The 26403-nt window shown below is 36.5% G+C and carries 22 protein-coding genes and 1 tRNA gene; 14 read left to right on the forward strand and 9 right to left on the reverse strand.

Annotated features, from left to right (window positions below; translation table 11 throughout):
- Positions 1 to 268 precede the first annotated feature (268 nt).
- On the reverse strand, positions 269 to 1423 hold the full coding sequence (locus tag AC3QLY_RS12320) for an MFS transporter (protein ID WP_288096280.1): 1155 nt from the start codon (positions 1421 to 1423) through the stop codon (positions 269 to 271).
- 213 nt (positions 1424 to 1636) lie between these two features.
- On the opposite strand from AC3QLY_RS12320, the gene AC3QLY_RS12325 reads away from it, so the two are divergent.
- Both AC3QLY_RS12325 and AC3QLY_RS12330 read left to right on the forward strand, forming a co-directional pair.
- Entirely contained in the window at positions 1637 to 4561 is a 2925-nt protein-coding gene (locus AC3QLY_RS12325; protein WP_492989821.1) for a SusC/RagA family TonB-linked outer membrane protein, read from the forward strand.
- A gap of 24 nt (positions 4562 to 4585) precedes the next feature.
- Positions 4586 to 5890: a RagB/SusD family nutrient uptake outer membrane protein gene (locus tag AC3QLY_RS12330; RefSeq protein WP_074417787.1), complete on the forward strand. Its 1305-nt coding sequence runs from the start codon at positions 4586 to 4588 to the stop codon at positions 5888 to 5890.
- Between the two features lie 52 nt (positions 5891 to 5942).
- On the opposite strand, the gene AC3QLY_RS12335 is transcribed toward AC3QLY_RS12330, so the two are convergent.
- Together AC3QLY_RS12335 and AC3QLY_RS12340 are read right to left on the reverse strand one after the other, a co-directional pair.
- The gene (locus tag AC3QLY_RS12335; RefSeq protein WP_074420786.1) at positions 5943 to 8192 is read right to left on the reverse strand and encodes a Tex family protein; all 2250 of its coding nucleotides are present in this window, start codon (positions 8190 to 8192) and stop codon (positions 5943 to 5945) included.
- Between the two features lie 92 nt (positions 8193 to 8284).
- Positions 8285 to 9610, reverse strand: coding sequence for an exonuclease domain-containing protein (locus AC3QLY_RS12340; protein ID WP_288096275.1), 1326 nt, complete (start codon positions 9608 to 9610; stop codon positions 8285 to 8287).
- 110 nt (positions 9611 to 9720) lie between these two features.
- On the opposite strand from AC3QLY_RS12340, the gene AC3QLY_RS12345 reads away from it, so the two are divergent.
- The 3 genes from AC3QLY_RS12345 to AC3QLY_RS12355 are packed head-to-tail and all read left to right on the forward strand — an operon-like array spanning position 9721 to position 13496.
- The gene (locus AC3QLY_RS12345; protein WP_074419527.1) at positions 9721 to 12357 is read left to right on the forward strand and encodes a valine--tRNA ligase; all 2637 of its coding nucleotides are present in this window, start codon (positions 9721 to 9723) and stop codon (positions 12355 to 12357) included.
- Between the two features lie 29 nt (positions 12358 to 12386).
- Positions 12387 to 12998 carry a phosphatase PAP2 family protein gene (locus AC3QLY_RS12350; protein WP_074419528.1) on the forward strand — a complete coding sequence of 204 codons (612 nt, stop codon included), beginning with the start codon at positions 12387 to 12389 and terminating at the stop codon, positions 12996 to 12998.
- 3 nt (positions 12999 to 13001) lie between these two features.
- A complete protein-coding gene (locus AC3QLY_RS12355; protein ID WP_074419529.1) occupies positions 13002 to 13496 on the forward strand; it encodes a GNAT family N-acetyltransferase in 495 nt (164 codons plus the stop codon).
- A gap of 41 nt (positions 13497 to 13537) precedes the next feature.
- Here the strand turns inward: AC3QLY_RS12355 and AC3QLY_RS12360 are convergent, their stop codons facing one another.
- Positions 13538 to 14038: an Lrp/AsnC family transcriptional regulator gene (locus AC3QLY_RS12360; RefSeq protein ID WP_074419530.1), complete on the reverse strand. Its 501-nt coding sequence runs from the start codon at positions 14036 to 14038 to the stop codon at positions 13538 to 13540.
- Positions 14039 to 14157: 119 nt separating this feature from the next.
- On the opposite strand from AC3QLY_RS12360, the gene ahcY reads away from it, so the two are divergent.
- Both ahcY and cysM read left to right on the forward strand, forming a co-directional pair.
- On the forward strand, positions 14158 to 15483 hold the full coding sequence (gene ahcY / locus AC3QLY_RS12365) for an adenosylhomocysteinase (RefSeq protein ID WP_074419531.1): 1326 nt from the start codon (positions 14158 to 14160) through the stop codon (positions 15481 to 15483).
- A gap of 150 nt (positions 15484 to 15633) precedes the next feature.
- Entirely contained in the window at positions 15634 to 16515 is an 882-nt protein-coding gene (gene cysM, locus AC3QLY_RS12370; protein WP_074419532.1) for a cysteine synthase CysM, read from the forward strand.
- Between the two features lie 51 nt (positions 16516 to 16566).
- On the opposite strand, the gene AC3QLY_RS12375 is transcribed toward cysM, so the two are convergent.
- A complete protein-coding gene (locus AC3QLY_RS12375) occupies positions 16567 to 17478 on the reverse strand; it encodes a sugar phosphate isomerase/epimerase family protein (RefSeq protein WP_074419835.1) in 912 nt (303 codons plus the stop codon).
- Between the two features lie 155 nt (positions 17479 to 17633).
- Between AC3QLY_RS12375 and AC3QLY_RS12380 the strand changes: the two genes are divergently transcribed.
- The 6 genes from AC3QLY_RS12380 (at position 17634) to AC3QLY_RS12405 (ending at position 22510) form a co-directional block, all read left to right on the forward strand.
- Entirely contained in the window at positions 17634 to 18470 is an 837-nt protein-coding gene (locus AC3QLY_RS12380) for a polysaccharide deacetylase family protein (protein WP_074419701.1), read from the forward strand.
- Positions 18471 to 18650: 180 nt separating this feature from the next.
- Positions 18651 to 18800, forward strand: coding sequence for a DUF2911 domain-containing protein (locus AC3QLY_RS12385; RefSeq protein ID WP_245634914.1), 150 nt, complete (start codon positions 18651 to 18653; stop codon positions 18798 to 18800).
- Between the two features lie 200 nt (positions 18801 to 19000).
- The gene (locus tag AC3QLY_RS12390) at positions 19001 to 19177 is read left to right on the forward strand and encodes a DUF2911 domain-containing protein (protein WP_179853225.1); all 177 of its coding nucleotides are present in this window, start codon (positions 19001 to 19003) and stop codon (positions 19175 to 19177) included.
- A gap of 208 nt (positions 19178 to 19385) precedes the next feature.
- A complete protein-coding gene (locus tag AC3QLY_RS12395) occupies positions 19386 to 21203 on the forward strand; it encodes a BamA/TamA family outer membrane protein (RefSeq protein WP_074420787.1) in 1818 nt (605 codons plus the stop codon).
- Entirely contained in the window at positions 21203 to 21628 is a 426-nt protein-coding gene (locus AC3QLY_RS12400; RefSeq protein ID WP_074419837.1) for a NanQ anomerase/TabA/YiaL family protein, read from the forward strand. The genes AC3QLY_RS12395 and AC3QLY_RS12400 overlap by 1 nt, the downstream gene beginning before the upstream one ends.
- A gap of 90 nt (positions 21629 to 21718) precedes the next feature.
- Positions 21719 to 22510, forward strand: coding sequence for a DUF2452 domain-containing protein (locus AC3QLY_RS12405; RefSeq protein WP_218331003.1), 792 nt, complete (start codon positions 21719 to 21721; stop codon positions 22508 to 22510).
- A 166-nt stretch (positions 22511 to 22676) separates the two neighbouring features.
- On the opposite strand, the gene AC3QLY_RS12410 is transcribed toward AC3QLY_RS12405, so the two are convergent.
- The 3 genes from AC3QLY_RS12410 to AC3QLY_RS12420 form a co-directional block, all read right to left on the reverse strand.
- Positions 22677 to 22750: transfer RNA gene (locus AC3QLY_RS12410), tRNA-Arg, on the reverse strand.
- 66 nt (positions 22751 to 22816) lie between these two features.
- Entirely contained in the window at positions 22817 to 23596 is a 780-nt protein-coding gene (locus AC3QLY_RS12415) for an SDR family NAD(P)-dependent oxidoreductase (RefSeq protein ID WP_074418420.1), read from the reverse strand.
- 63 nt (positions 23597 to 23659) lie between these two features.
- On the reverse strand, positions 23660 to 24472 hold the full coding sequence (locus tag AC3QLY_RS12420; protein WP_074418419.1) for a phytanoyl-CoA dioxygenase family protein: 813 nt from the start codon (positions 24470 to 24472) through the stop codon (positions 23660 to 23662).
- Between the two features lie 153 nt (positions 24473 to 24625).
- Between AC3QLY_RS12420 and AC3QLY_RS12425 the strand changes: the two genes are divergently transcribed.
- A complete protein-coding gene (locus AC3QLY_RS12425) occupies positions 24626 to 25723 on the forward strand; it encodes a BamA/TamA family outer membrane protein (protein WP_218331004.1) in 1098 nt (365 codons plus the stop codon).
- A 1-nt stretch (position 25724) separates the two neighbouring features.
- Here AC3QLY_RS12425 and AC3QLY_RS12430 read toward each other — a convergent pair whose 3' ends face one another.
- A complete protein-coding gene (locus tag AC3QLY_RS12430; RefSeq protein WP_074418418.1) occupies positions 25725 to 26378 on the reverse strand; it encodes a phosphatase PAP2-related protein in 654 nt (217 codons plus the stop codon).
- Between the last annotated feature and the right edge of the window lie 25 nt (positions 26379 to 26403).

Below are 26403 nucleotides of genomic sequence, written 5' to 3' on the forward strand. Positions count from 1 at the left end.
TATTGCAAACCCTTTTTAAATTTTGTTTGAAGAGGGTTTTTTATATACAACAGGTAACTGGATGAACGGGAAACGCGTAATCATAAATTTTGGATGTGATGAACATGTATACACATATGCCTGCTGCCAAATTTTCGGAACGATGAAGTGATTGCGACGCAACAGGCGATGCCATGTAAAACAAATGCCGGTATTATTATTTTATTGAGCTGGCATTGATGCAAGAAAATGGAGAAGCCAATTTATATACTATATAAAAACCGATGATTTATTTTTTGCCTGTTAGCAAAAATATAATCCAACCTAAAATAATTAAACTAACGGATCCGGCTATTGCACCAGGCCACAATGCCCATTTCCAAAGCAACAGCCCCATTGCAGAACCCAATGTGGTGCCTACAAAACTAAGACTCATGAAAATAGTATTTAATCTATTTCGGGCTTCGGGCATCAATGCATAAACCCTTGTTTGGTTGGTAACGTGAACGGATTGCTGTGCAATATCAATCAAAATGGTGCCAATAATCATCAGTATAACACTGCTTCGGCCAAAATATAAAACCGATAAACTTATGAGAAACAGCAATAACCCTACTTTTAAAGTGTTACGTGGTGTGCCCTTATCGCTCAATTTACCAACAAAAGGTGCAGTTATGGCACCGGCCGCACCGGCAATACCAAATAAACCAATTTGATGAGTAGCAAAATGAAAGGGAGCTTTGGAAAGCAGTAAAACCATGGTTGTCCAAAAACTGCCAAACACGGCAAAACAACACATATTAATGGCAGTAGCTTCTCTTAAAATAGGTTGCTCTTTAATCAGATGAATTAAAGATTGCATCAGGTGGCCATAGTGGCCTTCAAAAACAACCTGATTTTGAGGAAATCTTTTTTGCATGAAAAAGGCTAAAAAAATGCACAGTATGGCTGCTATCCAAAACATACTTCGCCAACCCAGCCATTCTGCAACAGCTCCACTTAATGTTCTCGAAAGTAAAATGCCCACCAAAAGCCCACTCATAACGGTTCCCACTACTTTACCTCTTTGAGTGGGATCGGAGAGGGTAGCTGCCAATGGCAGAATAAGTTGTGGTACAATAGAGCCTGCGCCAACAAAAAAACAGCAAATCTGCAAGGTTAAAAAATTGGGCGATATGGCTACACCTATCAAAGCAACAATTGCCAATACTGTGGTGGCAATAATTTGTTTACGACGCTCCATCATATCACCTAAGGGTACTAAAATCAGGAGCCCTGTTGCGTAGCCGGCCTGTGTTAAATAGGTTGTGCTTCCGGCTACATTTTCCGGCACATGAAAACTTTGTGCAATTAAAACAATCAGGGGTTGTATGTAATAAATATTGGCAACAATTAATCCGGTGCAAATGGCCATTAAAACCACATCTTTCTTTTGTAAATGCATGGCGCAAAATTGGGGATATTGTATGTAGTCTGCAAATTCTGTTTTGAATACATTTTTACAATGTTTTTTTAGCTGCCAGAGATCGTAAATATGGATGATATTTTATATCAATTGCTAAATTATTTAATTATGATAAAAATATTTAAAAACGGTTTTAAATTCAATAATAATAAGCTATTTTTAAGATTCAGATTTTTCACCAAAACTACACTTATGCAAAACAAATCAAGTATGTTGCTATTGTGTTGGCTATTGTTGCTTTTGCCCGCAATAGCATTTGCACAACAAAAAAACATTAGCGGAAAAATTACAGACCAAAATGCAAGTCCTGTAGCGGGCGCCAACATTGCAGTAAAAGGCAGTACAGGTGGTACTATGAGTGATGCGCAGGGTAATTTTTCATTGAAAGTATCTGTTGGTGCAACCATTGAAATTAGTTTTACCGGTTTTAGAACACAAACTTTAAAAATTACGAATGAAACCAATTCCTTTAATATTGCTTTAAAGGAAGACTATGCTCGTTTAGATGAAGTAGTTGTTACGGGTTTGGCAACTACAGTTAAAAGAAGCAATGCTGCCAATGCAGTTGCTGTAATTGGTGCCCGTGAGTTAGCAGGTACGGCACCGGCTCAAACTTTTGATGCTGCTTTGAACGGTAAAGTAGTGGGGGCAAATATTATTGCCAATTCAGGTGCGCCCGGTGGGGGTACATCTATTAAATTACGTGGAGTTACTACCATTTTTGGAAATTCGCAGCCCTTGTTTGTGGTAGATGGAGTAATTGTGAACAATTCAGCCACTTCTGCCGGTTTGAATGCAGTAACTGCTGCTGCTGCCGCCGGGAATTCATCCAATCAGGATAATGCATCGAATCGAATTGCTGATTTAAATCCTGAAGACATACAAACTGTGGAGGTATTAAAAGGTGCTTCTGCTGCCAGTATTTATGGTGCACAGGCTGCTGCCGGTGTGGTCATTATCACCACAAAAAGAGGTCGTGCAGGTAAAACGCGTTTTAATCTTTCACAGGATGTTGGATTCAACTCAATTATTAAATACTTAGGTCAGCGACCATTAACCGATAAAATAGTGCAGGATCAGGGTTGGGATGTTGCAGCTTTTGATGCAGCCAAAACAGCAGGAAAATTATATGATTATGAAAAAGAAATGTATGGACAAAAAGGCTTTATTCGCGACTCCCGCTTATCTATTAGTGGCGGAAATGATAAAACCACTTTTTATATGGCTGGTGGTTTACGAAATGAAGATGGAATTATTAAAGGTACCGGATATGCTAATAATTCATTGCGGGTAAATATTGACCATCATATTAGTGATAAAATTAAACTAAGTTATAGTTCAACTTATATAAATTCATCTGCAAACCGAGGGCTAACCAATAATGATAATGCCGGTGTTTCATTTGGAGTGGCATTATCTTCTACCCCTTCTTTTGCGCAATTGTTTCCAGATGCCAATGGTATTTATCCCAATAATCCTTTTGCGGCTTCCAATCCTTTGCAAACAAGAGATTTGATGACGAATAATGAATTAACCAATCGGTATATTGGTGGAGTAAATGTAGAAGCCATTTTGCAGGAGTCAGCAAAAATGACAACAAAACTCATTGCACGTGGCGGTTTAGATTACTATAATTTAAAAACAACAGCCTTATTTCCATCTTCATTACAATTTGAGGTGAACACTACAAAGGGACATAGTATTCAGGGAAATACCAATAATGTAAATACCAATTGGGCTGGCTTTTTGGTAAATTCTTATAAGCCTTCAGATAAACTTTCATTTGTAACTACTGCCGGTATTACGCATGAATTTGGCAAGTATGATAATATTCTGAATGTTGCAACGCAATTAATTGGTATACAAACAAATCTTGATCAGGCAGGCGCCATCAATGTATCGCAGTTTAGAATAAAATATAAAAACGATGGTGCATTTGTGCAGGAAGAATTTGCTTTGAATAATTATTTGAACATCACTGCCGGTGTTCGGTTTGACCAGTCAACCAACAATGGGGATTATAAAAAATACTTTACTTATCCCAAAGCCAATGTGGCCTGGAATTTATCTAAAATGAATTTTTGGAAAAGCAATACCATTAATGATTTGAAATTAAGAGTTGCTTATGGTGAGTCAAGTAATTTTCCTGCTTACATCAGCAGATTTACACCACTGAATTCTGCTAATATAGGAGGTTATGCAGGCTCGTTGGTAACTACTGTTTTAGGAGATGGCAACATTGGTTCAGAGCGGCAAACAGAATTAGAGGCTGGTGTGGATGTAAGTGTTTTAGAAGGTAAACTAAGTTTGGAAGCAACTTTCTACAATAAAGTAGTGAAAGACTTACTGTTACAAGGTCAGGTACCTGCATCAACCGGTTTTAGTACCCGCTATTTGAATGCAGGCAGTTTAAGAAACAGAGGTGTTGAACTAAGTTTAAAAGCCATACCGGTAGATAATAAAAATTTCAGATGGAGTTCAACTACTAATTTTTGGATGAACCGTTCATTGATTACACAGTTAAATATACCTGCCTTTCCGTTAGGTGCATTTGGAACCACTCTGGGTACCTATTTCATCCAGCAAGGTGCCACTGCTACCCAAATTGTAGGGCTGAATGGGAATGGTGGAGTTGGTAAACTTGGCGATGCTGAGCCCTATTTTCAAATGAATTTTCTGAATGATTTTACCATTCACAAAAACTGGTCATTGCGCTTTTTAATACATTGGAAACAAGGTGGCGATGTGATTAACTTAACACAGTTGTTAACAGATTTAGGTGGTACCAGTCCTGATTTTGATGTACTGCAAAGCAATGGCAAAACTGCAGGAGCAAACAGAATTGCAGCTTTAGGTGTTTCATCCAGACCATTTGTGCAAAATGCAAGTTTTGTAAAATTCAGAGAAATTGGTTTGTATTATACGCTACCATATAAAATAAAAAATATTGACAGAATTCAGTTAGGTGTATCCGGTAATAATCTTATTGTAATTACGCCATATGTTGGTTACGATCCAGAAGTCTCAAATTTTGGTGTGGGTTTCTCATCCGGAGTTGATGTAACACCATTTCCAACATCTAAACGTGTTCAGTTTCATGTATCCATTGCATTCTAATTTTATAAATAAAAATATTTATATATGAAAAAATATCTTGTACGAATCGGCATCATTAGTATATTTATTCTAATGAATACTGCCTGTAAAAAAGAACCCATCCCTTATTTGAATGGCCCTACTTCACAACAAATAACCACAGATGCTACGATTAGCGAATTGAATAATCTGGTAACCGGTACTGAATCGTCTTTGCGCAATAATGTTTCTATATATTTGGATGTGGTAAGCATGATTGGACGAGAAGGATATCGTTTTTCCGGTTCTGAACCGCGTTATACATCCGACTTACTGGGCGCAGGGAGTGCAATTTTGGATAACAATACATTTTATTTAACCAATCCCTGGGGTTCTCGTTACAATACCATTCGTAATGCTTATATCTTAATTCAGGCAGCAACGAATTCATCTTATTTAACTGATGCACAAAGAAAGGCTTATACCGGATGGGCCAAAACCATTATTGCGTATCAACTGTTATTGAATTTAAATTTAACCTATGAAAATGGTATCAGAGTTGATGTGGCTGATTATAATAAGATGGGACCGATAGTTAGTTTGAATGAAGCATTAACGGCAATCACTAACTTGTTGAATCAGGGCCAGGCAGATTTAAACGGAAGTAATGTTATTTTTAATTTGTCATCTGGGTTTAGCGGCTTTACAACAGCCAGCGGTTTGGTTCAGTTTAACAGAGCTCTGGCTGCAAGAGTAGATGTTTATCAACAAAACTGGACGGCAGCTTTAACTGACTTAAATGCATCATTCTTTAATTTGAATGGAAATTTTAATACAGGTATTTATCATGTTTTTTCTACTGCATCCGGTGATCAGTTAAATCCACTGTACCTGCCTTTAAACAATACCGGTGAAAATCGCCTGGCGCAACCATCCTATGTTACTGATATTGAGCCTGGTGATGACAGAATTCATAAAGTAGCTTTACGATCAGCACCTGCTACACAAAGTGGTTTAACCAGCAATTACGATTTGGCTATATTCAAAACAAATATAGATCCGGTTTCAATCATTCGTAATGAAGAATTGATATTAATTTATGCTGAAGCAAAAATTCAAAGTAATGCTTTGACCGATGCACAAACTGCTATTAATATTATTCGTAACGGGCACAACTTGCCGAATTACAGTGGCCCTTTAACACAGACAGCCTTGCTTACCGAAATGTTAAAACAAAGAAGGTACTCATTATTTTATGAAGGATACAGATGGATTGATGTGCGCAGGTATAATTTACTGAACACATTGCCTTTAGATCGCCCTACCGATCATATCTGGAAAGAGTTTCCTTTGCCTTTCTCAGAAAATTAATTATACTAATATTTTCAGAAAACAACCGCAGTTGAATTGCTGCGGTTGTTTTTTATTTGCCAAACTTCTTTTTTAATAATGAAAGTGCATCGGTAACGCTTAAATTACTTAAATCGTCAGTTTGCTGATGCTGTTTTTTGTGGATCGGTTTATTTGTTTTTTTATACTGTTGTGGTGTTTCCTCGGCCTGTTTAATGGATAGGGCAATTCTTTTTCTGGTTGCGTCTACTTCTAATACTTTTACTTTTACCTTATCATTTAGTTTTAATGCTTCTGATGGATCTGAAATAAACCGATTGGCAATTTCACTCACATGCACCAAACCATCCTGTTTTACACCAATATCCACAAAAGCACCGAAGCGGGTAATATTGGTAACAATACCGGGTAAAATAACACCCGGTTTTACATCATCAATGCTGTAAATACCTGCAAATTCAAATTGCTCTATTTCATTTCTGGGGTCTAAGCCGGGTTTTTTCAGTTCATTTAAAATATCCTGAATGGTTAAAGTACCAATGGTTTCAGAAATGTATTTTGAAGGTTTTATTGATTGCAATAAAGTTTCATTACCAATAATGTGTTGCACATCTGTTTGTAAGTCTTTGGCAATTTGTTCAACAATTGGATAAGTTTCCGGATGCACGGCACTGGCATCTAAAGGATTATCACCCGCTTGTATCCGCAAAAAGCCTGCACATTGTTCAAAAGTTTTTTGACCTAATCGCGGTACATTCAATAATTGCTTTCTATCGGTAAATTTTCCAATGGTGTTTCTGTATTCAATAATTTGTGCCGCCAATGTGCCACCAATACCGCTTACATAACTTAATAAATGTTTGCTGGCAGTATTTATGTTTACGCCTACCGCATTCACACAGTTAATGACAGTCTGGTCAAGCTTTTCTTTCAATCTGAATTGATTTACATCGTGCTGGTACTGGCCAACACCAATGCTTTTAGGATCAATTTTCACCAATTCGGCCAGAGGATCCATTAACCTTCTGCCTATACTTATTGCTCCGCGAACCGTAACATCATAATTACCAAATTCTTCTCTGGCAATTTCAGAAGCAGAATAAATAGAGGCACCATCTTCATTTACCAAAAACACCGGCAATCCTGTTTGCAGTTGTTTAATGAATTGCTCTGTTTCCCTACCGGCAGTACCATCGCCAATTGCAAATACCTGAATAGCATATTTTTGAATCAATGATACAATAACGGTAGCGCTTTGCTGTTTTTTGTTGGCTTCATGTATATAAATCAAATCGTGGTGTAATAAAGCTCCGGTTTCATCTAAGCAAACTACTTTACATCCGGTTCTGTAGCCGGGATCAATTGCTAAAATTCTTTTGCTGCCTAATGGCGCACTCAACAATAGTTGTTTTAAATTTTCAGCAAATACCTGAATGGCCTCCTCATCTGCTTTTAGTTTTAAGGCGGTTCTTAATTCCGATTCAAGACTAGGCTGCAAAAGTCTTTTATAGGCATCTTTAATGGCTTTTTTGATTTGTTCGGCCGATGGGTTTCCAAAAGTTGTAACATATTTTTCTTCTATAATAGCAATGGCTTCCTCTTCGTTGGGGGCAATGCTGATTCGTAAAAACCCTTCTAAAAATCCGCGAAGTATTGCCAGGATGCGGTGTGAAGGAATTTTGGAAACAGGTTCCTGAAAGTCAAAATAATCTTTAAATTTAATTCCCTCATTTTCTTTATCAGTGAGTACCTTACTTTGAAATATCGCTTTTTGTTCAAACAAATACCTGAGTTTGGCTCTTATTTCAGCATCTTCATTTATGGTTTCCGCAATAATATCTCTGGCGCTCTGCAGTGCTGCATTGGTATCTGTGATGGTTTCATTCAAAAATTGAACAGCAGCCTCTTCGAGGTCAATATTTTTTTGTTTCAGAATTAAGGTGGCTAAAGGTTCTAATCCATTTTCACGGGCCGTTTGAGCTTTGGTTTTTCTTTTGGGTTTAAAAGGAAGATATATATCTTCTAAAGTTGCAACGGTGGTGGCTTTGTTTAATTGTTCCTGTAAAGCCGTTGTCATTTTTCCCTGTTCTGTAATAGTTTTTTCAATACTGGCTTTTAATTGGAAAAATTGTTGTAAGCGTTTATGCTCTTCCTGAACTTTTTCAATTTGCACTTCATCTAAACCACCGGTACGGTCTTTTCTGTATCGGGCAATGAATGGAATGGTGGCACCTTCGGTTAATAACTGAATAACAGTTTCAACCTGCTTCAATGAAATTTGAACGTTAGCAGCAACCAGCGAAATAATGTTTTGTTCAGACATAGTTTTATGAATTATTTATATACAAATCAATTAGGGCAGCGAATATATGGGCTGTGCAGTAAAAAAAAATTTTTAAAATAAATAGAGAATGTTTAGCGGGAAGCAATATCAAAATGAATCACATCCTCCGGATGATTGCGGATATATTGCTGAATTAAATGTTTAATAACATCATTTTCCGGATAGGGTGTTAAAGCATTTTTAAGGGTTTCTATTGATAAAGTAGTTTGTTCCGCTTCTATCAACCCCATTCCAAAGAAAACACCTTTTTCAATCAGAATATAGTGTGCGCCATCTTTAATTGAACAGATAATGGAATCTGCTTCTAATGATTGTATTGCTGCTTGTACCCGTATATTGTATGATTCAGCATCGGGGATGGGTTGGGTAATTGCTGTTTTATCGATAAAACACAATCCGGGTAATAATTCAAACCGGCGAATCAGATTCCATAAAAGATTGTAAGCTTCCGGCAAATGCCTAAACGATGCCAAAGGATGTAATTGTTTCTTCCATTTATCAATGGCCAGTCTTTCATAGCCCTTGCTGTCAACAAAATGGTATAAGCCATATTTCTGTTCCTTAAATTTTTGGCTTTTATTGTATTTAGGCCACCATTTTTTTATTTCAATACTTTCTAAAATTGATGCAGTAAACTCACTGCTGCATGTTTTATAATTAATTTCATGTATTTCTCTTAAAAAAGCCTGTTTTTGTGCAGTGGTTTTATTATTGGCAAAATGCTGCGTTACTCTTTTTTTGATATTTTTTGCCTTGCCTATATATATAATTTTTTTTGTCTGGTTGTAAAAATAATAAATGCCCGGTTGTTCCGGCAATGCCTTAAACTGTTCTTCCTTTATATGCGGCGGCAAATATGCTGTGGCATTCTTCCCCTTCATCATTTTTTGCAAATGCCCGCTGGTATCATTTTGTATCAGAAATTTTAAAAGTTCGGTAGTAGCTAATGCATCGCCTGCAGCCCTGTGTTGCTGTGTGTGCTGTATTTGCAAGGTATTACAAATACTACCTAAACCGTATTTCGGCAAACCCGGGAAAATTTTTCTTGTTAAACGAATGGTGCATATTTTATTTGTATTCAATTCAAATCCGCAAAGTGCCAGTTGTTGTTTTACAAACGCGTAATCAAAATTTACATTATGTGCAACAAAAATTCTATCTTTTAGTAAATGGTAGATATGTGGTGCAATGGCCGGGAATACCGGCGCTTTGGCTACCATTTTTTGGGTAATGCCAGTTAAGGATTGCACATAGGGCTGAATGGGCATTTGCGGATTTACTAATGTTTCATAAATGCCTTCGGTTTTTTTACCGTCAAATAATACCACCGCAATTTCGGTAATACCACTATACTGTGCATGCCCTCCCGTTGTTTCAATATCTACAATTGCAAACATGTTGGTGTGAAATTAATATTTTTTTCTTTTCTTGGTTAAATTCAGTGCTTTTAAATCTATCATGCCCGAGGCATTTCCTTACATTTGCAGCATTTCAATGTTGTAAATGTATGTTTGAATTAAGTAAAAATTTTATTCCGGGAGCGATAGAAACCAAATGGTATACCCATTGGATGGAGCAAGGTTATTTTAATAGTAAACCCGATGACCGGGAACCATATACTATAGTGATGCCTCCACCAAATGTTACCGGTGTTTTGCACATGGGGCATTGTTTAAATAATTCTATTCAAGATATATTGGTACGAAGGGCAAGAATGCAGGGTAAAAATGCATGCTGGGTGCCGGGTACTGATCATGCATCAATTGCAACTGAGGCAAAAGTAGTGGCTATGTTGCGGGAAAGGGGTATTGCAAAATCTACCTTATCTCGCGATAAATTTTTAGAATATGCCTGGGAATGGAAGGAAAAATATGGCGGTATTATATTGGAGCAACTTAAAAAATTAGGCTGTAGTGTTGATTGGAACCGAACCACATTTACAATGGATGATGATTATTATAAATCTGTTATCCGCGTATTTATCGATTTATATCAAAAAGGGTTCATCTATCGCGGACAGAGAATGATACACTGGGATGTGAAAGCAAAAACTGCATTAAGTGATGAAGAAGTAATCAGAATAGAAACCCGTCAAAAATTATATTATATCAGGTATGCACTTGCTAACGCTGATGGGCTTACGCAGGAATATATTACCATTGCTACTGTAAGGCCCGAAACAATTATGGGAGACGTAGCAATTTGTGTACACCCAGATGATGAACGTTATCGGCATTTGCATGGTAAAAAAGTCATTGTGCCATTAATACATCGTGAAATACCTATTATTACAGATGAATATGTAGCAATGGATTTTGGTACAGGTGCATTAAAAATTACACCGGCGCATGATGCCAACGATTATATGTTGGGACAAAAACATCACTTACCTGTTATTGATATTTTGAATGAAGATGGTACTTTAAACGAAGCTGCGCAAATAGGAGTGGGCTTAGACAGGTTTGAAGCCAGAAAAATGATTGTAGAAAAATTAACTGATGCCGGCCATATTGTTTCAACGGAGGATTATACCAGTGAAGTAGGGTATTCAGAAAGAACAGATGTGGTAGTAGAACCAAGGTTAAGTTTGCAGTGGTGGGTAAAAATGAAAGAGCTGGCCGAACCGGCATTGCAAGCTGTAATGGAAGATGATATTTGTTTTCATCCTGTAAAATTTAAAAATTTATACCATCATTGGATGGCCAATATCAAAGACTGGTGCATCAGTCGGCAGTTATGGTGGGGGCATCGCATACCGGCCTGGTATGATCAGCAAGGCAATTTTGCAGTTGCAGAAAATGCGCAGGATGCTTTCATACAATTACAACAAAAAAATCCACAACTTACGCCGGAAGATATTGTTCAGGATGAAGACTGTTTAGATACCTGGTTCTCATCTTGGCTATGGCCTTTTGAAGTGTTTAAAGGGCTCAGTAAACCAGGAAATGAAGAGGTTCAATATTATTATCCCACCAACACTTTGGTAACTGCACCTGAAATTATTTTCTTTTGGGTAGCCAGAATGGTAATGGCTGGATTCGAGTTCATGGGTAAAAAACCCTTTAACAATGTTTATTTTACCGGCATTGTAAGAGATAAGCTGGGAAGAAAAATGAGTAAGAGTCTTGGTAACTCGCCCGATTTGCTGGGTTTAATTGATATGTATGGTGCCGATGCAGTGCGTTTCGGTATCATGATTGCTTCCCCTGCAGGCAATGATATTTTATTTGATGAAAGCAGCCTGGAACAAGGAAGAAATTTCAATAATAAAATTTGGAATGCTCTCAAATTAATTAAACTATGGGAAAGCAGAATTGCAGATCATACAGACACATCTAACGACAATGCCTTTGCGTTACATTGGTTTGAAAATAGATTGATACAGGCTCAATTGGAAGTAGAACAATTAATGGTTCAATTTAAATTAAGTGAAGCATTGAAAGTGATCTACTCACTCATTTGGGATGATTTTTGCAGTTGGTATCTGGAATGGGTAAAACCAGGTTTTGAAAAGCCGATAGATAGCAAAGTATATCAAAAAACCATTGCATTTTTTGATGAATTATTGCAGTTGCTGCATCCTTTTATGCCCTTTATCACAGAAGAAATTTATCACTTATTGGCAGATCGGACAGATGATTTGTGTGTAAAGCAAATTACACCTGCTAAAAATTATGATGCAATTATTTTACAGGAAGCTGAGTTTTTAAAAAAAGTGATTACAGCCATTCGTGAAACACGGGCAAAAAACAATATAAAGCCCAAAGATGCGATTGAAGTTTTTGTACAAACACATCAGCCCAAAGTTTTTAGAAGTATACAGCAAATTATTTGCAGGCAAATCAATGCTTCCTCATTTACAATTGTTGAAAGTGCTGTGCCCAATACCATTGTTGTAGCCATTGAAACAGATAAATTTTATATACTTTCTACAGCCGCATTAGATAATGACACATTAAAAGACACATTATTAAAAGATTTGGCATACCAAAAGAATTTTTTGCAAAGTGTAGAGAAAAAACTCAGAAATGAAAAATTTGTTCAAAATGCGGCCCCGGCTGTTGTTGCTATTGAACAAAAGAAAAAAACAGATGCTTTGGCCAGAATTAAAACCATTGAGGAATCACTTCAGGCATTAAGCTAAACAATTTGCCAGGCACTCAATCAAAAAATATGAAAAAGTATTTTCCTTTATTTGTTTTGTTGTTCGGTATATACCAGGTGAATGCCCAAAATATTGATATCAATATTTTGAAAAACATCAACCCACAACAACCCAATAATATTATTTGGCGGGGTGCTACCAGTTCTGCATATCCTGTTAGTATTGGTGTACCGGCAGGTATTTGGCTGGTTGCAACCATACAGGGCAACCAATCTTTGCAGCAAAAGGCTTATGCGGTTGGCAGTGGTGTTATTCTTTCGGCCGGAGTGGCTGAACTGCTCAAGCTTTCGGTAAACAGGGCGCGGCCTTATACTACTTATCCGCAATTGATACATCCTTTTGATGCCTCTGAAGCTGGTTATTCTTTTCCCTCTGGTCATGTTTCATTGGCTTTTGCCAATGCAACAGGACTGGCTTTGTCATTTAAAAAATGGTACGTAACGGTACCGGCTTTTGCATGGGCTACTGCGGTTGGTTATTCCCGTTTATATTTGGGTGAACATTATCCAAGTGATGTTTTGATTGGTGCTGCAGTTGGCTCCGGTAGTGCATTTTTGAGCCACTGGCTCACTGAAAAATATTTTCAAAAAAGAAAAAATAATCGTGCAAAACAAGAATAATTTATGAGCACTGTTATTCAAAAAGCAAAACTTTCTGATATTCCGGTTATTCAACATATTGCTTACGCAACCTGGCCGATTGCATATGGTACTATTTTAAGCAAGGCGCAAATTGAATATATGCTGAATTTAATGTACAGCAAGGATGTATTAATGAATCAGTTGCATGATGGGTACACCTATTTAATGGCAGTTGAAGATGAAAAATTGATAGGTTTTGCAGCTTACAATGCTATAACAGCAGTACAGTATAAGTTGCAAAAATTATATATTTTACCTACAACCCAAGGCTCAGGTATTGGTAAATTATTGCTGCAAACTGTTATAGACCAGGTAAAATCAGCAGGTGCCCAACAATTAATTTTAAATGTAAACCGACAAAATAAAGCCATTGGGTTTTATACCAAAATGGGTTTTCAGATTTTGAAAGAAGAAGACAATGATATAGGAAATGGGTATTTTATGAATGATTATGTAATGGCAATTGAGCTCAATTAAATTATTTTATCCTGATACATTCATTGCATCACTTTTATCAGTTATGATAATAAAGTATGGGTTTGTTTCACAATACCCATAACAAACACACTTTGTACATGACCTATGTTTTCAGCTTCGCTTAATTGATTTACATGAAAATCATAATATGATTCCATGTTTTTTACTGCCACCTTCAACATAAAATCAAATTCACCTGATATATTATAACATTCTTTCACTTCAGGCATGGCCTGTATGGCTTTTATGAATTTTGATCCTGCACTTTTATTGTGTTGTTTTAATGATACATAACAAATTACCCATAAACCTTTATTGACCTTGGCGGCATTTAATAAAGTAACATATTGCTGAATAATGCCGGATTGTTCTAATTTTTTTATTCTGTCATGAACCGGTGATGTACTTAAATGCACTTTGTCGGCTATTTCTTTAATCGTCATTCTTGCATTGGATTCCAACAATTGTAAAATTTGCCAGTCAATTTTGTCTAAATCATCTGGTAAAATGTTCTTTTGTTCTTTTTTCTGTGCTTCCTGCATACCATTTCAGTTTTTTATACTGTTATAATGAATAAAAGTATAATAATTTCCTGATTTTATAGCATTAACGAAGCTTTTTATTCTTCTCAACTATCTTTGTACGGAAAAAATACGCTAATATGTCAAATACCACTTATGCAATTGATTTTAAATTGCCTTATAAAGTTGCCGATTTAAGTTTGGCCGAATGGGGTCGTAAAGAAATTAAACTGGCTGAAGCCGAAATGCCCGGTTTAATGGCTTTAAGGGCCGAATATGGAGCCTCACAACCATTAAAAGGTGCCAGGATTGCCGGTTGTTTACACATGACTATTCAAACAGCAGTACTCATAGAAACCCTCGTTGCTTTGGGCGCTGAAGTAAAATGGAGTTCCTGCAATATTTTCTCAACACAAGATCATGCTGCTGCTGCCATTGCTGCTGCAGGTATTGGTGTATTTGCCTGGAAGGGACAAACCGTTGAAGAATCTGACTGGTGTATAGAACAAACATTATTCTTTGGTAGTGCAGACAAACCATTGAACATGATTTTGGATGATGGTGGGGATTTAACCAATATGGTTTTAGATAAATATCCAGAATTGGTAAAAAATATTCGTGGCTTATCTGAAGAAACAACAACCGGTGTACATCGTTTATACGAAAGAATGGAAAAAGGCACTTTACCTATTCCCGCAATCAATGTAAATGATTCCGTTACCAAATCTAAATTTGATAACAAATATGGTTGTAAAGAAAGTTTAGTGGATGCCATTCGCCGTGCTACGGATGTAATGATGGCCGGTAAAGTAGCCGTTGTAGGTGGTTATGGTGATGTGGGTAAAGGTTCAGCCGCCTCATTAAGAGGTGCCGGTTGCCGGGTAATTGTAACTGAAATTGATCCTATTTGCGCTTTACAGGCTGCAATGGATGGATATGAAGTGAAACCCATGATTGAAGCAGTGGAAGAAGCTGATATTGTGGTAACAGCATCGGGTTGCCGTGATTTAATTACGGAGCAGCATTTCCTTAAAATGAAAGATAAAGCCATTGTTTGCAATATTGGTCACTTTGATATTGAAATTGATATGGCCTGGTTAAATGCCAATTACGGGCATACCAAAAACACCATTAAACCACAGGTTGATTTATATACCATTGAAAACAAAGACGTAATTGTTTTGGCCGAAGGCCGTTTAGTAAATCTGGGTTGTGCAACAGGGCACCCCTCATTTGTAATGAGTGCCTCTTTCACCAACCAAACATTGGCACAAATTGAACTTTGGAACCATGCTGATCAATACGAAAACAAAGTATATGTGTTGCCCAAAGTATTGGATGAAAAAGTGGCACGCTTGCACTTAAGCAAAATTGGTGTTCGTTTAGATGCTTTAACCGATACGCAGGCCAGTTATCTGGGTATTCCTAAAAACGGACCATTTAAAGCAGAAATGTATCGTTATTAAAATTACTTTATTGATAAAGAAAAAAGCCTGTGGGATATACCTGCAGGCTTTTTTGTTGCACACTTCAATATTAAATTTTCTTAATTAGTAAATGGAAGTGGTTGCATTTTCGCCGCTTTATCAGAACTTGCAACCTTTAATGATTATACTATGGCAGGTATTTTAGATTGTATTGGTAATACTCCTTTGGTGGAACTAACATCAATTACCCAAAATAAAAATGTACATATTTTCGGAAAATTAGAAGGTAATAATCCCGGTGGAAGTGTGAAAGACAGGGCTGCCTATGGTATGATAAAAGGTGCAGTTGACAGAGGCGAATTAAAGCCGGGTATAAAATTGATTGAAGCTACAAGTGGCAATACCGGAATTGCATTGGCTATGATTGCACGATTATTTAATGTGGAAATTGAATTAGTGATGCCCGAAGATGCTACACGTGAACGCGTATTAACCATGCAGGCTTATGGAGCCAAAGTAGTGCTAACCCCAAAATCAGGTTCAATGGAAGCTGCCATTGATTATGCCAATGCCCAGGTGGCCAAAGGTGGTTATTTAATGTTGAATCAATTTGCCAATCCGGATAATTATAAAATGCATTACGCTACCACAGGCCCGGAAATATGGCGCGATACAAAAGGAGCAGTTACTCATTTTGTATCATCAATGGGTACTACCGGAACGATTATGGGTGTTTCCCGGTTTTTGAAAGAAAAAAATCCTAGCATACAAATTGTAGGTTGTCAGCCTACTGATGGGTCTAAAATTCCAGGCATTCGTAAATGGCCGGAAGCTTATTTGCCAAAAATATTCGACAGGAGCCGGGTAGATAGAATAATGGATATTGATGAGAAAGATGCCCGTATTATGGCGAAGCGATTGGCAAGAGAGGAAGCAGTTTTTGCCGGTATGAGCAGTGGTGGTGCGGTTCATGCTGCATACCGGCTATCTGCAGAATTAGATAAGGGGGTAATTGTTTGTATTATCTGCGACCGTGGTGACAGATATCTGTCTTCCGATTTATTTGATTAAATTTTTGATGTTTTTATTGCGCATAGCTTTTGATATTGGTAAACATATTGGTTAATAGCCCCATCCTTTCATAATACCTAAATTTTCTTTGGCACAATCCAATGGAGCTTTTCCCTGATATGATTCCTGCTCAATAATAAATAAATGGGTGCCCCCTCTTTCTCTACCAAAATCAATCACCTCCTTCACCGGTACAATACCATTATTGAGTAAACTGCTTTCATACATTTCTTTACCATCCGTTGCTTTTATTTCATTCTTTACATGCATGGAGGCAAACCTGCCAGGATACTTTTCAACAATGGGCATTACAGTGGCATTGCCATTGTACAGGTTACCCATATCTAATTGCTGAATTACGAGGTTGGGGTCTGTATTTTGAAGAATTACATCATAGATGGTGGTGCCCGGTATAATTTCTTTGAATTCAAAATCATGGTTGTGATAGCCAAACTTCAATCCCCATCTGTTGCACAGCATACCACATTTATTAAAAACATCCATAAAGCTTTTTAAGCTATCTATATTGGTACGCATAGAATTATCCAACCAAGGACTGATTACATATTGCTGGCCTGCAATGGCTGCATCTTCAATGGTATGTTTCCATTCTTTGGTAAAATCTTTTTTCTCTCCATTCCAATGTTTGGGCTGTAAAACAGTATGTCCACTGGGCATATTCATTCCCAGATTACTCAATATTTTTTTAAATGCTTTTGGCGAATAGCCATAAAATTTTCTTTCTATATAATTCGCATGCTCCACTTGTGTATAGCCCATTGCAGCCAATTGTTGTAATGTTTGAAGTGGATTTAGTTTCATGTCATCACGAACCGAATAAAGCTGTAGTCCGGTAATAAATGGATTTCCTGTCAATAATCCGGTTACGTATTTGGGTAATACAGCTGCGCTAATGGCCGCCATTGAACTGGTATATAAAAACTTTCTTCTTGAGGTTGGCATAAGCAATTTTTTAGAATGATTTGTAATGTTCTAAAATTATGGATTTTTTTTTAACTATCCACATGCTATCTTTAACAGGTATAAATCTTTTGAATTGAATATTTTTACGCAATCATTTTCATTATACAATTTCACTTCATTACTCAAATCTTTTTATGGTGTCAGGAAAATTTTTATTTAGTATCACTCTATGCCTGGGCAGCCTGTTCCTATTTTCATGCAATAACGGTTCTCAGCAATCCAAATCTGCCGATTCAACACAAAAAAAAGCAGTAGTCAATACCATGGTTCCGGGAACACCCATTCATTATGATAGTTCAAAACGATATATATTTTTAACCTGGGACGATTCTCCGCAACCGCCCGGTACCCAAAACTGTGCACGTACTTTTAGAGAACAAGGTGTAAAAGCTACTTTTTTTTCAGTGGCGGCTCATTATAATATTGATCCGTTGCGTAAAAGAATTTTAGACAGTTTGAAAAAGGCGTATCCGGAATTTTTGGTAGCCAATCATAGCTATACCCATGCATTCAGAGATAATTATAGTTTTTATTATACCCATGTTGATAGTGCCGTGAACGATATTTTAAAAGCGCAGCAGGATATGCAAATTCCATTGAAAATAGTCAGGCTGCCCGGAAGAAATACATGGGCAGGAAACGGAGAATTCAGAGTACCTAAAACCAGCGAAAAGGTAGCACGCAGGTTAGATTCGCTGGGATATAAAATTATTGGATGGGATATAGAATGGCAATTCATTAAAGGTAATATTCCTAAACAAAGTGCAACTGCTTTGGCCAAAGAAGTTAATGATAAATTTGATATTGGTTACACCAATCAGCCCAATACCATGGTGATATTGGCACATGACAGGATGTTTGCCAAACAACAATACGTTGATTCTTTGAAAACATTTATTCAACTACTTAAGCAAGATCCACGCAACGTTTTTGAAACCATTGATCATTATCCAATTGTTCAACAAAAATAACATATATTAAAAATTAATTTTATTTTCAGCACTATTCAGCAATGTTTTTATTAGTTTACAAGCATGTGCTCATGATAAAAGCAAGCGACCAAGTCCGCCTGCTACCGTTACTACTACAACCAATATTCTGGAGTAACCATTCAAATTGATTATAGCCAACCCGCGGTAAAAGGCAGAACCATTGGTAAAAATATTGCACCTTTTGGTGCAATATGGCGCACCGGCGCAAACGAAGCCACTGTATTTCAGGTAAATAAAGATGTTATGATTGATGGTAAAGCACTGAAAGCAGGAAAATATAGTTTATCATTATTGTCCGGCAAAACTTAACTTAAAAATTGCTGTAATACTTTGCTGTAAAGAATTACAGGCTAAAAAATGATTGTTTCAAAATTGGAGGGAGTGCCCCATCTTTTGAAATCGACTGAAATATGGTTCTGTAAAGGGTTTTAACCATTATTTTACAATTTTAGTCGGACAACAATGATAGTTTATATAGTATTCCAGGAGCAAATGAATAGACTATTATATTGAATAAATCCTGGAATCAGTGGGGAACCATTTATAATCAAAAGGATGATGTAATGCGCATTCAGGTAAAGCCCATGCAGCATGCATTTACAGAAAGAATGACTTTTACCATCAATCAATCAGGCGGGGTTGCTTTGCTATGGGGTAATATACATGTAGATTTTATAGTTAAATAATTGTGATATCCATATTTTTAAAACTCCGGTGATTAATCCGGAGTTTTTTTATAAGCTGTTTTAGGCAACACCATCTTATAATTTTGATGATCTTTATTATTTATCTTAACTTTCTATTGATTATATTGCCCGGCTATAAACAAATTCACCAAACCCGTCAATGCGGCTTAACAAGCATCATATAAGTCCCTATATTCTAAGTATATGTATGCTGCTTTTCATAGGTACAGCATCTTCTGCGCAGGAAAAAAAATCGGTAGAGGATACTACTTTGCAGTTTTTAACACCCAAAAAAGGGTTGTTGGAAAAATTGGTGAAAAGCATTACCAACAATAATCCTGTTCCGGAAGATACTGCAATTGTTACCATCAATAACATTACACCATTTGCTTTGTACCGGGGTGCTATCATTCGTAGTGTTAATATTGTAAATGTGCGTTTTGGCGAATCGGTGAATGATACTGCCATTAAAAAAAAGAATTTGTTTGATGAAATTGGAAATTCCATTCACCGTAAAACAAGAAAAACTTTCATCAACAATAATTTATTTTTTAAAGCGGGAGAGGAGCTTTCCCCTTATCTGGTTGCAGATAATGAACGTTTTTTGCGCGAACAGCCTTATTTGCAGGATGCCAGAATTCAGATCACCGGAATTTCTCCCAACAATGATTCAGTTGATCTTACCGTATTTTATAAAGATGTATTCTCTATTAGTGGCTCCGGTGATGCCGGTAGTGGCAACAGTATTTATGCAGAAGTGCAGGATGAAAATTTTATGGGTGATGGGCAACGAGTGAAAATAGAAAACCTGTACGATTTAAACAGGCGCAACAGATACGCCTTTGGTATGGAATACGTGCGCAGAAATATTGCGCACACATTTGCAAATATTACAGTGGGCTATCAGGGCAATGCACCTGCCTTTAACAGTGGTAGAAGAGAAGAAACTACTGTTTATTCTTCTTTAGATTTGCCATTGGTGAGTCCGTACGCTTTATGGACGGGGTCTTTTAACGCAGCATTGCATTATACCACCAATCAATACATCAGCGATTCATTGTATAATGCAAACTTTAGGTATCGTTATGCCTCATACGATTTATGGGCCGGCTATAATATTTCTGCAAGAAGATTATTGCATGAAACTACTTCCAGAAAACCCAAAGATTTTGTAGCACTTCGGTTGGTGAAAAATGATTTTTTAGAAATACCCAATATTTATGAAACCCAATACAATTTTCAATATGCCAATTTGGTAAGTGTATTGGGGGCATTTACCCGGTTTAAACAAGATTATTACAGAACCAACTTTATTTATGGCTTTGGCCGAAATGAAGATATTCCATCCGGATATAATGTATCAGCATTGGCCGGATGGACTAACAAACAAGGTTACACCCGTCCTTATGCCGGCTTCGATTTGCAGAAATATGTAGTTACACCCAAACAGGCCTTTTTCAATTATGAACTAAAATTTGGTGGTTATTTTAATGATGGAAATTTTCAGGATATCAGTTTTCTGGCCAGTTTAGAATCCTTTTCAAGGTTAAGAAGATTGGGTAATAGCAGATGGTTAGTGCGCCATTTTATTAATGGTAGTTTTACTCAACAAATTAATACTTTTTTAAATGAACCATTACGGGTAAACAGTACTTTTGGTATTCCTTCTTTCAATAATATTATTGGATACAATGGTTCCAGCCGCGCAACCGGTAGTTGTGAATCTGTTTTTTATAATACCTGGAAATTTTTTGGATTTAGTTTTGCACCCTTTGCATTTGGAAATGTTTCTTATTTAAAACCAATAGGGCAGGGGTTTAGTTATGGTGATGTATATACCGCCTGGGGTGGAGGTGTACGAACCAGAAATGAAAACTTAGTTTTTGGTACCATTGAATTGCGTATTCAGTATTTTCCCAGAACTACAGTCGGCATGTCGCCCTGGAATATTGGCATTCAATCTAATTTACAATTCAAGTATAACAGTCAGTATATTAAAAAACCCGATTTTGTAACTGTAAATTAATGTGGATGATTATTGATTATTTAAACAATATGCCTAATTATAATTTTCAACAGCATTTATTAGATGCTATTTCATTTTTAAAACAACCGAATTTAGAAAATTTGCCCAATGGAAAATATGCAATTAAAGGCAATGATATTTTTGCGCTGGTAAGTACATATGAAACAGTGTTGCCTGAAGAGGAATGGATGGAATCTCATCTTGTTTATACCGATATTCATTACATCATTGATGGGAAAGAGCAGATTGGTCATGGCTTTTTAAACCAACAGCCCGAGCAGCAATTATTGGATGTTGCCAATAATTGCATAACCTATCAAACACCTCCTTCTTTTTATTCTATATTAGAGCAGGGTATGTTTGCTATTTTTTTCCTGCTGATATACATATGCCGGGCATTTACTTACATGAAAAATCTTTTATAAAAAAAATTGTTATCAAAGTGAAATTATAATTCGCAACAAATTGGAGTTGCAATTGTAATCATTACAATTTTAAAATGAATAGAGTAAGCAATGGTACAAGCGTATAATTTTTTAGCCAGTTGGCAATTATTTCCTGAAAAATGTGTGTACGAATCCGGAATTGTACCCAAAAGCGGCAATTACAAAATAGAATCTATTTTAAATGGAAAATCGCTTCAAATTAGCATAAACTGGATTACAGTTGAAAATGAAGCCTATTATGCACAGTTTTCGGTAGTTCCTGATGGTAGCCAGCAACCCTGTGAATACCAGGAATTAGCAGATACCGTAACAGCAGTTATACCCGATACCTCCACGCTAATTCATACTTTTTATAAAAATGAAGCTCAGGTGTTATCTGTGCAACATCGCATTTTATCAAATTGGTTTCTTGAATTGGTTTATGAGGGCATTACTACTAATGGCGCTGCATTTGTGAATAAAGAGGTATATCACAAACAAATGAGTGTATTGCCTTATGCTTCATCAGTGGGCAGTGTAGTCATTCAACCAACCAAACAAGGAATGATTAAGCATAAAGCATTAACTGCAATGGAAGAACAAACCAATATGCAGTTAGAGCAAATTAAACAACAAATTGAATTACTAGCCAGACAGGCTCAGGAAATCAGAAAACGCCGGGAATTAAGTTTAATGATTTATGATGCCCAAATCAACTTCAAACCACAAATTGGACAGGTGTATTATTTATATGAGAAAAAAGATGGTAATTATTTATTGTCATTGGTTGCACCCAAGGAGTGGGCGGGCAGTGGGCCCTTTAAACAATTTTTGGCATCTGTTCAGTTATTAACTGATCATACCTGGGTCGAAGTAGCCTGAAACCTAAATATAAATAATTGATACAAAAAAAGAGGATGTATCAAAAGCAAAATGAAGGGGCTGAGATTTGCATAAACGAAAATTTTCTCCAATGCCCCAATGCCCTCTCTTACCGAGTAAAAAGAGGCTGCATAGCACTTTTGATACAGCCTCTTTAAATTTTTTGTGACCCCGTCAGGATTCAAACCTGAAACCTTTTGATCCGTAGTCAAATGCTCTATTCAGTTGAGCTACGGGGCCTTAGCCCTAATTAGGGCTGCAAATATAAAGGGTTAATCTTTAAAAGCAAAAAGGTAATGAAAAATTTTATTCCTTATAAATTCCTGCAGCAGCTTTTTCAATCCATTTTTTAGGGAGTAACCAGGCAAAAAATACACCTAATTGGTTCATCCAGCCTGTAATTTTTTCTGTTTTGCCGGCATACATGGCATGAATTGCCATAGTAGCCACATCTTTAGCAGACATGTTTAAACGCGCTGCCGCTTTTTGTGCTTTTAAACCAACTTGTGCTCTGTTCGGAAAATCAGTATCTGTTGCACCGGGGCAAACAACGGTTACTGTTACATTGGTATTTTTTAATTCATATTGTAAACCCCTGCTAAAACTGAGTAAAAAAGATTTGGTGGCAGCATATAAAGTTAAACCCGGTACAGCCTGATAGGCTGCAGCACTGGCAACATTCAGAATATAACTTCTGGCTTGTTGTTTTAAAAGTGGAAGTAACAAATAAGTAAGCTGCACGGGTGCCAGCATGTTTAAGCGCATCATATCTTCATGTTGCATCAGCGGATACTTTTCAAAAGAACCGCTTAATCCATAACCGGCATTATTAATCAGGGCCTGTATAGGATAGTTGTTGTGTTGTATCCAATTATATACTTTTTCAGCTGCATTTTCTTTCGCTAAATCTATTACCAGATATTGCACATCAATGCCACATTTATCGGCCAATTCTTTTGAAAAACTTGCTAAAATTTGTTCGCTTCTTGCAATCAGTAACAGGTTGTTTTTTTGTTTAGCTAATAATTCGGCCATGGCTTTGCCAATGCCTTTACTGGAACCTGTAATAAGTATATAAGGTTTCATATCAAAATGCAATAAAGATTTACTGCAATATAACAAAGCCAGGTTAATTAAATAGCTTTTCTTTTAATGGTGTACGGCACTTGTAAAACGGTGGTAAAAAGGCGTTTTACTTTTTTCGTGTTTGGGTTTAAATTTACCGGTAATAATGGGTACATACATTACTCTTCTTCTGCTGGCTTCACCCACTAAAGGAGATTGCTTTACCCGATGCCAGGTACGACCATCATGTACAGTTAAATCGCCGGCAAAAATATCAAACCCAACTTCTCTGGGGTCATCGCTGTAATCAACAAAATACTTTTTACCAAACAGTAATTGTAAAATGTTTTGCTTATGTGTTCCGGGTAAAACACGCAGACCGCCATTTTCAAATAAACAAGTATCTAAATGTATACCCACATTCAGCATGGGCATAATTTTTTGTCCTAAAAATAAATCTCTGGGACTGTCGGTATGCCAACCCATTTGGGTAAAAGTACTGTTGGGTATATTGATATAATTATTGATCACCAAACCATCTTTTTCATTTTCTGCTATACGACCTTCATAAGGACCCAGCAGAGCTATCAAAGCTTTTAAGCGCTCATCCCCTAGTAAATTATGAAGTGCATCGCTGTACAATGATGTAAAGCAAAGCCTTTGTATGGTTTTGTTATCTTGTTCATCCTTGCCAAATTTTAATGGAACGCCATTTATTTTATCGCGTCCTTCAGCAAGCCAAACATGCTCAAGCCGGTGTAATTCATTTAAATAAAGGGATATTTCTTGGGGAGTTAGAAAATCTCTAAAAACAATGACACCGTTTTTATCGAAAAATTCTTTTTGTTCCACAGTTATAATATCACCTAATTTAAAATTACTATTCCATTTGTTCATTCGAGGGTTATGTTTATCAAAGTAACTGCAATGTTAATTAATTATTATAAAATTGTAAACATTACGTGAACTAAAAGTAAATTAAATCTTTCAATTTAGCATCCCTTTCGTGTTTTACATCGTTTTTACCTATATTTTTGAGTACTAACCCATATGTTGAAGATAGCTTACTTACTGTTTTTTTTATTTTTTGTGCTGATGAATGGCTACTCATTTGCGCAAACGTTTAAAAAAGATACCCTTCCTTCAAAAAAAATATTGTATTTCCCGGTTATTGCAAAATCAATTGAAACTAATTGGTCATTTGGACTGGCCGGTTCGGCAACTTTCCGTTTATCTAAATCTGATACCACTTCCCGAACATCTAATATACAGTCGGTTGTGTTGTATTCACTAAAAAAACAATTTATTACAGCAATCAATGGTGCTGAATATTTTAAGAATGAAAAATATATTTTGAATGAACAAATTTCGTATAGTTCTTTTCCTGATAAATTTTGGGGTATTGGTAATACAACACCAGATTCTATAGTGGAGCATTATAGTTTTCAACAGTATTATTTATACTTGCATTTATTGCGGAATTTAGGGCACCATTTTTTTGGTGGGGTGTTGTATGAAATGCAACATGTTTATAAAATTAATTATATAACTGGTGGTTTATTTGATCAGGAAAATATTGCAGGCCGATCAGGGTATTTTGTTTCTGGCCTGGGATTAAGTTTAACGTATGATGACAGAAATGATGCATTTGCGCCGGATAAAGGCAATTTTGCACAGATCTATTTTAATCATTTTGATCCTTTAATCGGTTCCTCTTTTAATTATACCAACTTAGTAGTTGATCTACGCAAATTTTTAAGGATTTACCGAAAACAGGTATTGGCATTACAGGGATTTAGTTTTTCTAATATTGGCGCTGAAGTGCCATTAAGAAGTTTGGCCTCGTTAGGTGGTGCCAATAGCATGCGTGGTTATTATGGCGGCAGGTACAGAGACAAACAGGCTTTTGTTTTGCAGGCTGAATACAGAGTACCTATTTATAAAAGTGTAGGTATTGCTTTATTTGGTAGCAGTGGTGAAGTGGGGCATGCAATAGATGATTTTGCTTTAAACGGATTGAAGTATGCTTATGGTGCAGGTTTGCGAATACGATTAACCAAAAAAGAAAAACTAAATCTTCGTTTAGATTATGGCATAGGGCAGGGTAATAATCAGGGATTTTATTTACAGTTAGGAGAAGCCTTTTAAATTAAGCGGCATGAGGATAGGATACAGCAGGCGCAACCCATGCTTTGGCAATTACAAATACAGCATATGCAAATAGTGGTGCAGAAATTACATCTATGGTGTAATGTATATGTTGTATTAAAACCAATATGCCAATTGCAATTGTTGAAAGTAATGCCGCCAGTTTTAAATTTTTATTTTTAAAGCAAAGAAACATTAGAAATTGTGTAGATGTATGCCCTGAATAAAATAAATCTTTAGTCACGAAGCCTCCACCATAAAATCTATTACTTATAGGGTCTACCAACGGAATTAAATCATTAGGCGGGTTTAGCGGCACAAAATAAATGGTCAATAACCTGGAAATGGTTAAAAAAATAAATGACCATAAAAACAAAATGAAAATATTCGGATCTATGAGGGCATTCCGAATAAGCATTCCTGCCATAATCCAGATGATAATAAAAATGGGAGTGGATACATTCATGGGGGCAAAATGATTCACCAGCCAATCATTTAACTGAAACCCATCTCTGTTTTCAATATTTTGAAAATAAAAAGGCAGGATAACCAGTAAAATAATCAGTAAAAGCACACCGCTAATTAATTTCGATTTGAAATAGTGTTGTTGCCATGCACTTTTCCATTGCTGGTGCAGTATTTTTTTCTCATGCATCACCGGTGCAAGATAGCAGATATTT

The organism is Hydrotalea sp. GW822-HT8A01, assembly GCF_058798575.1.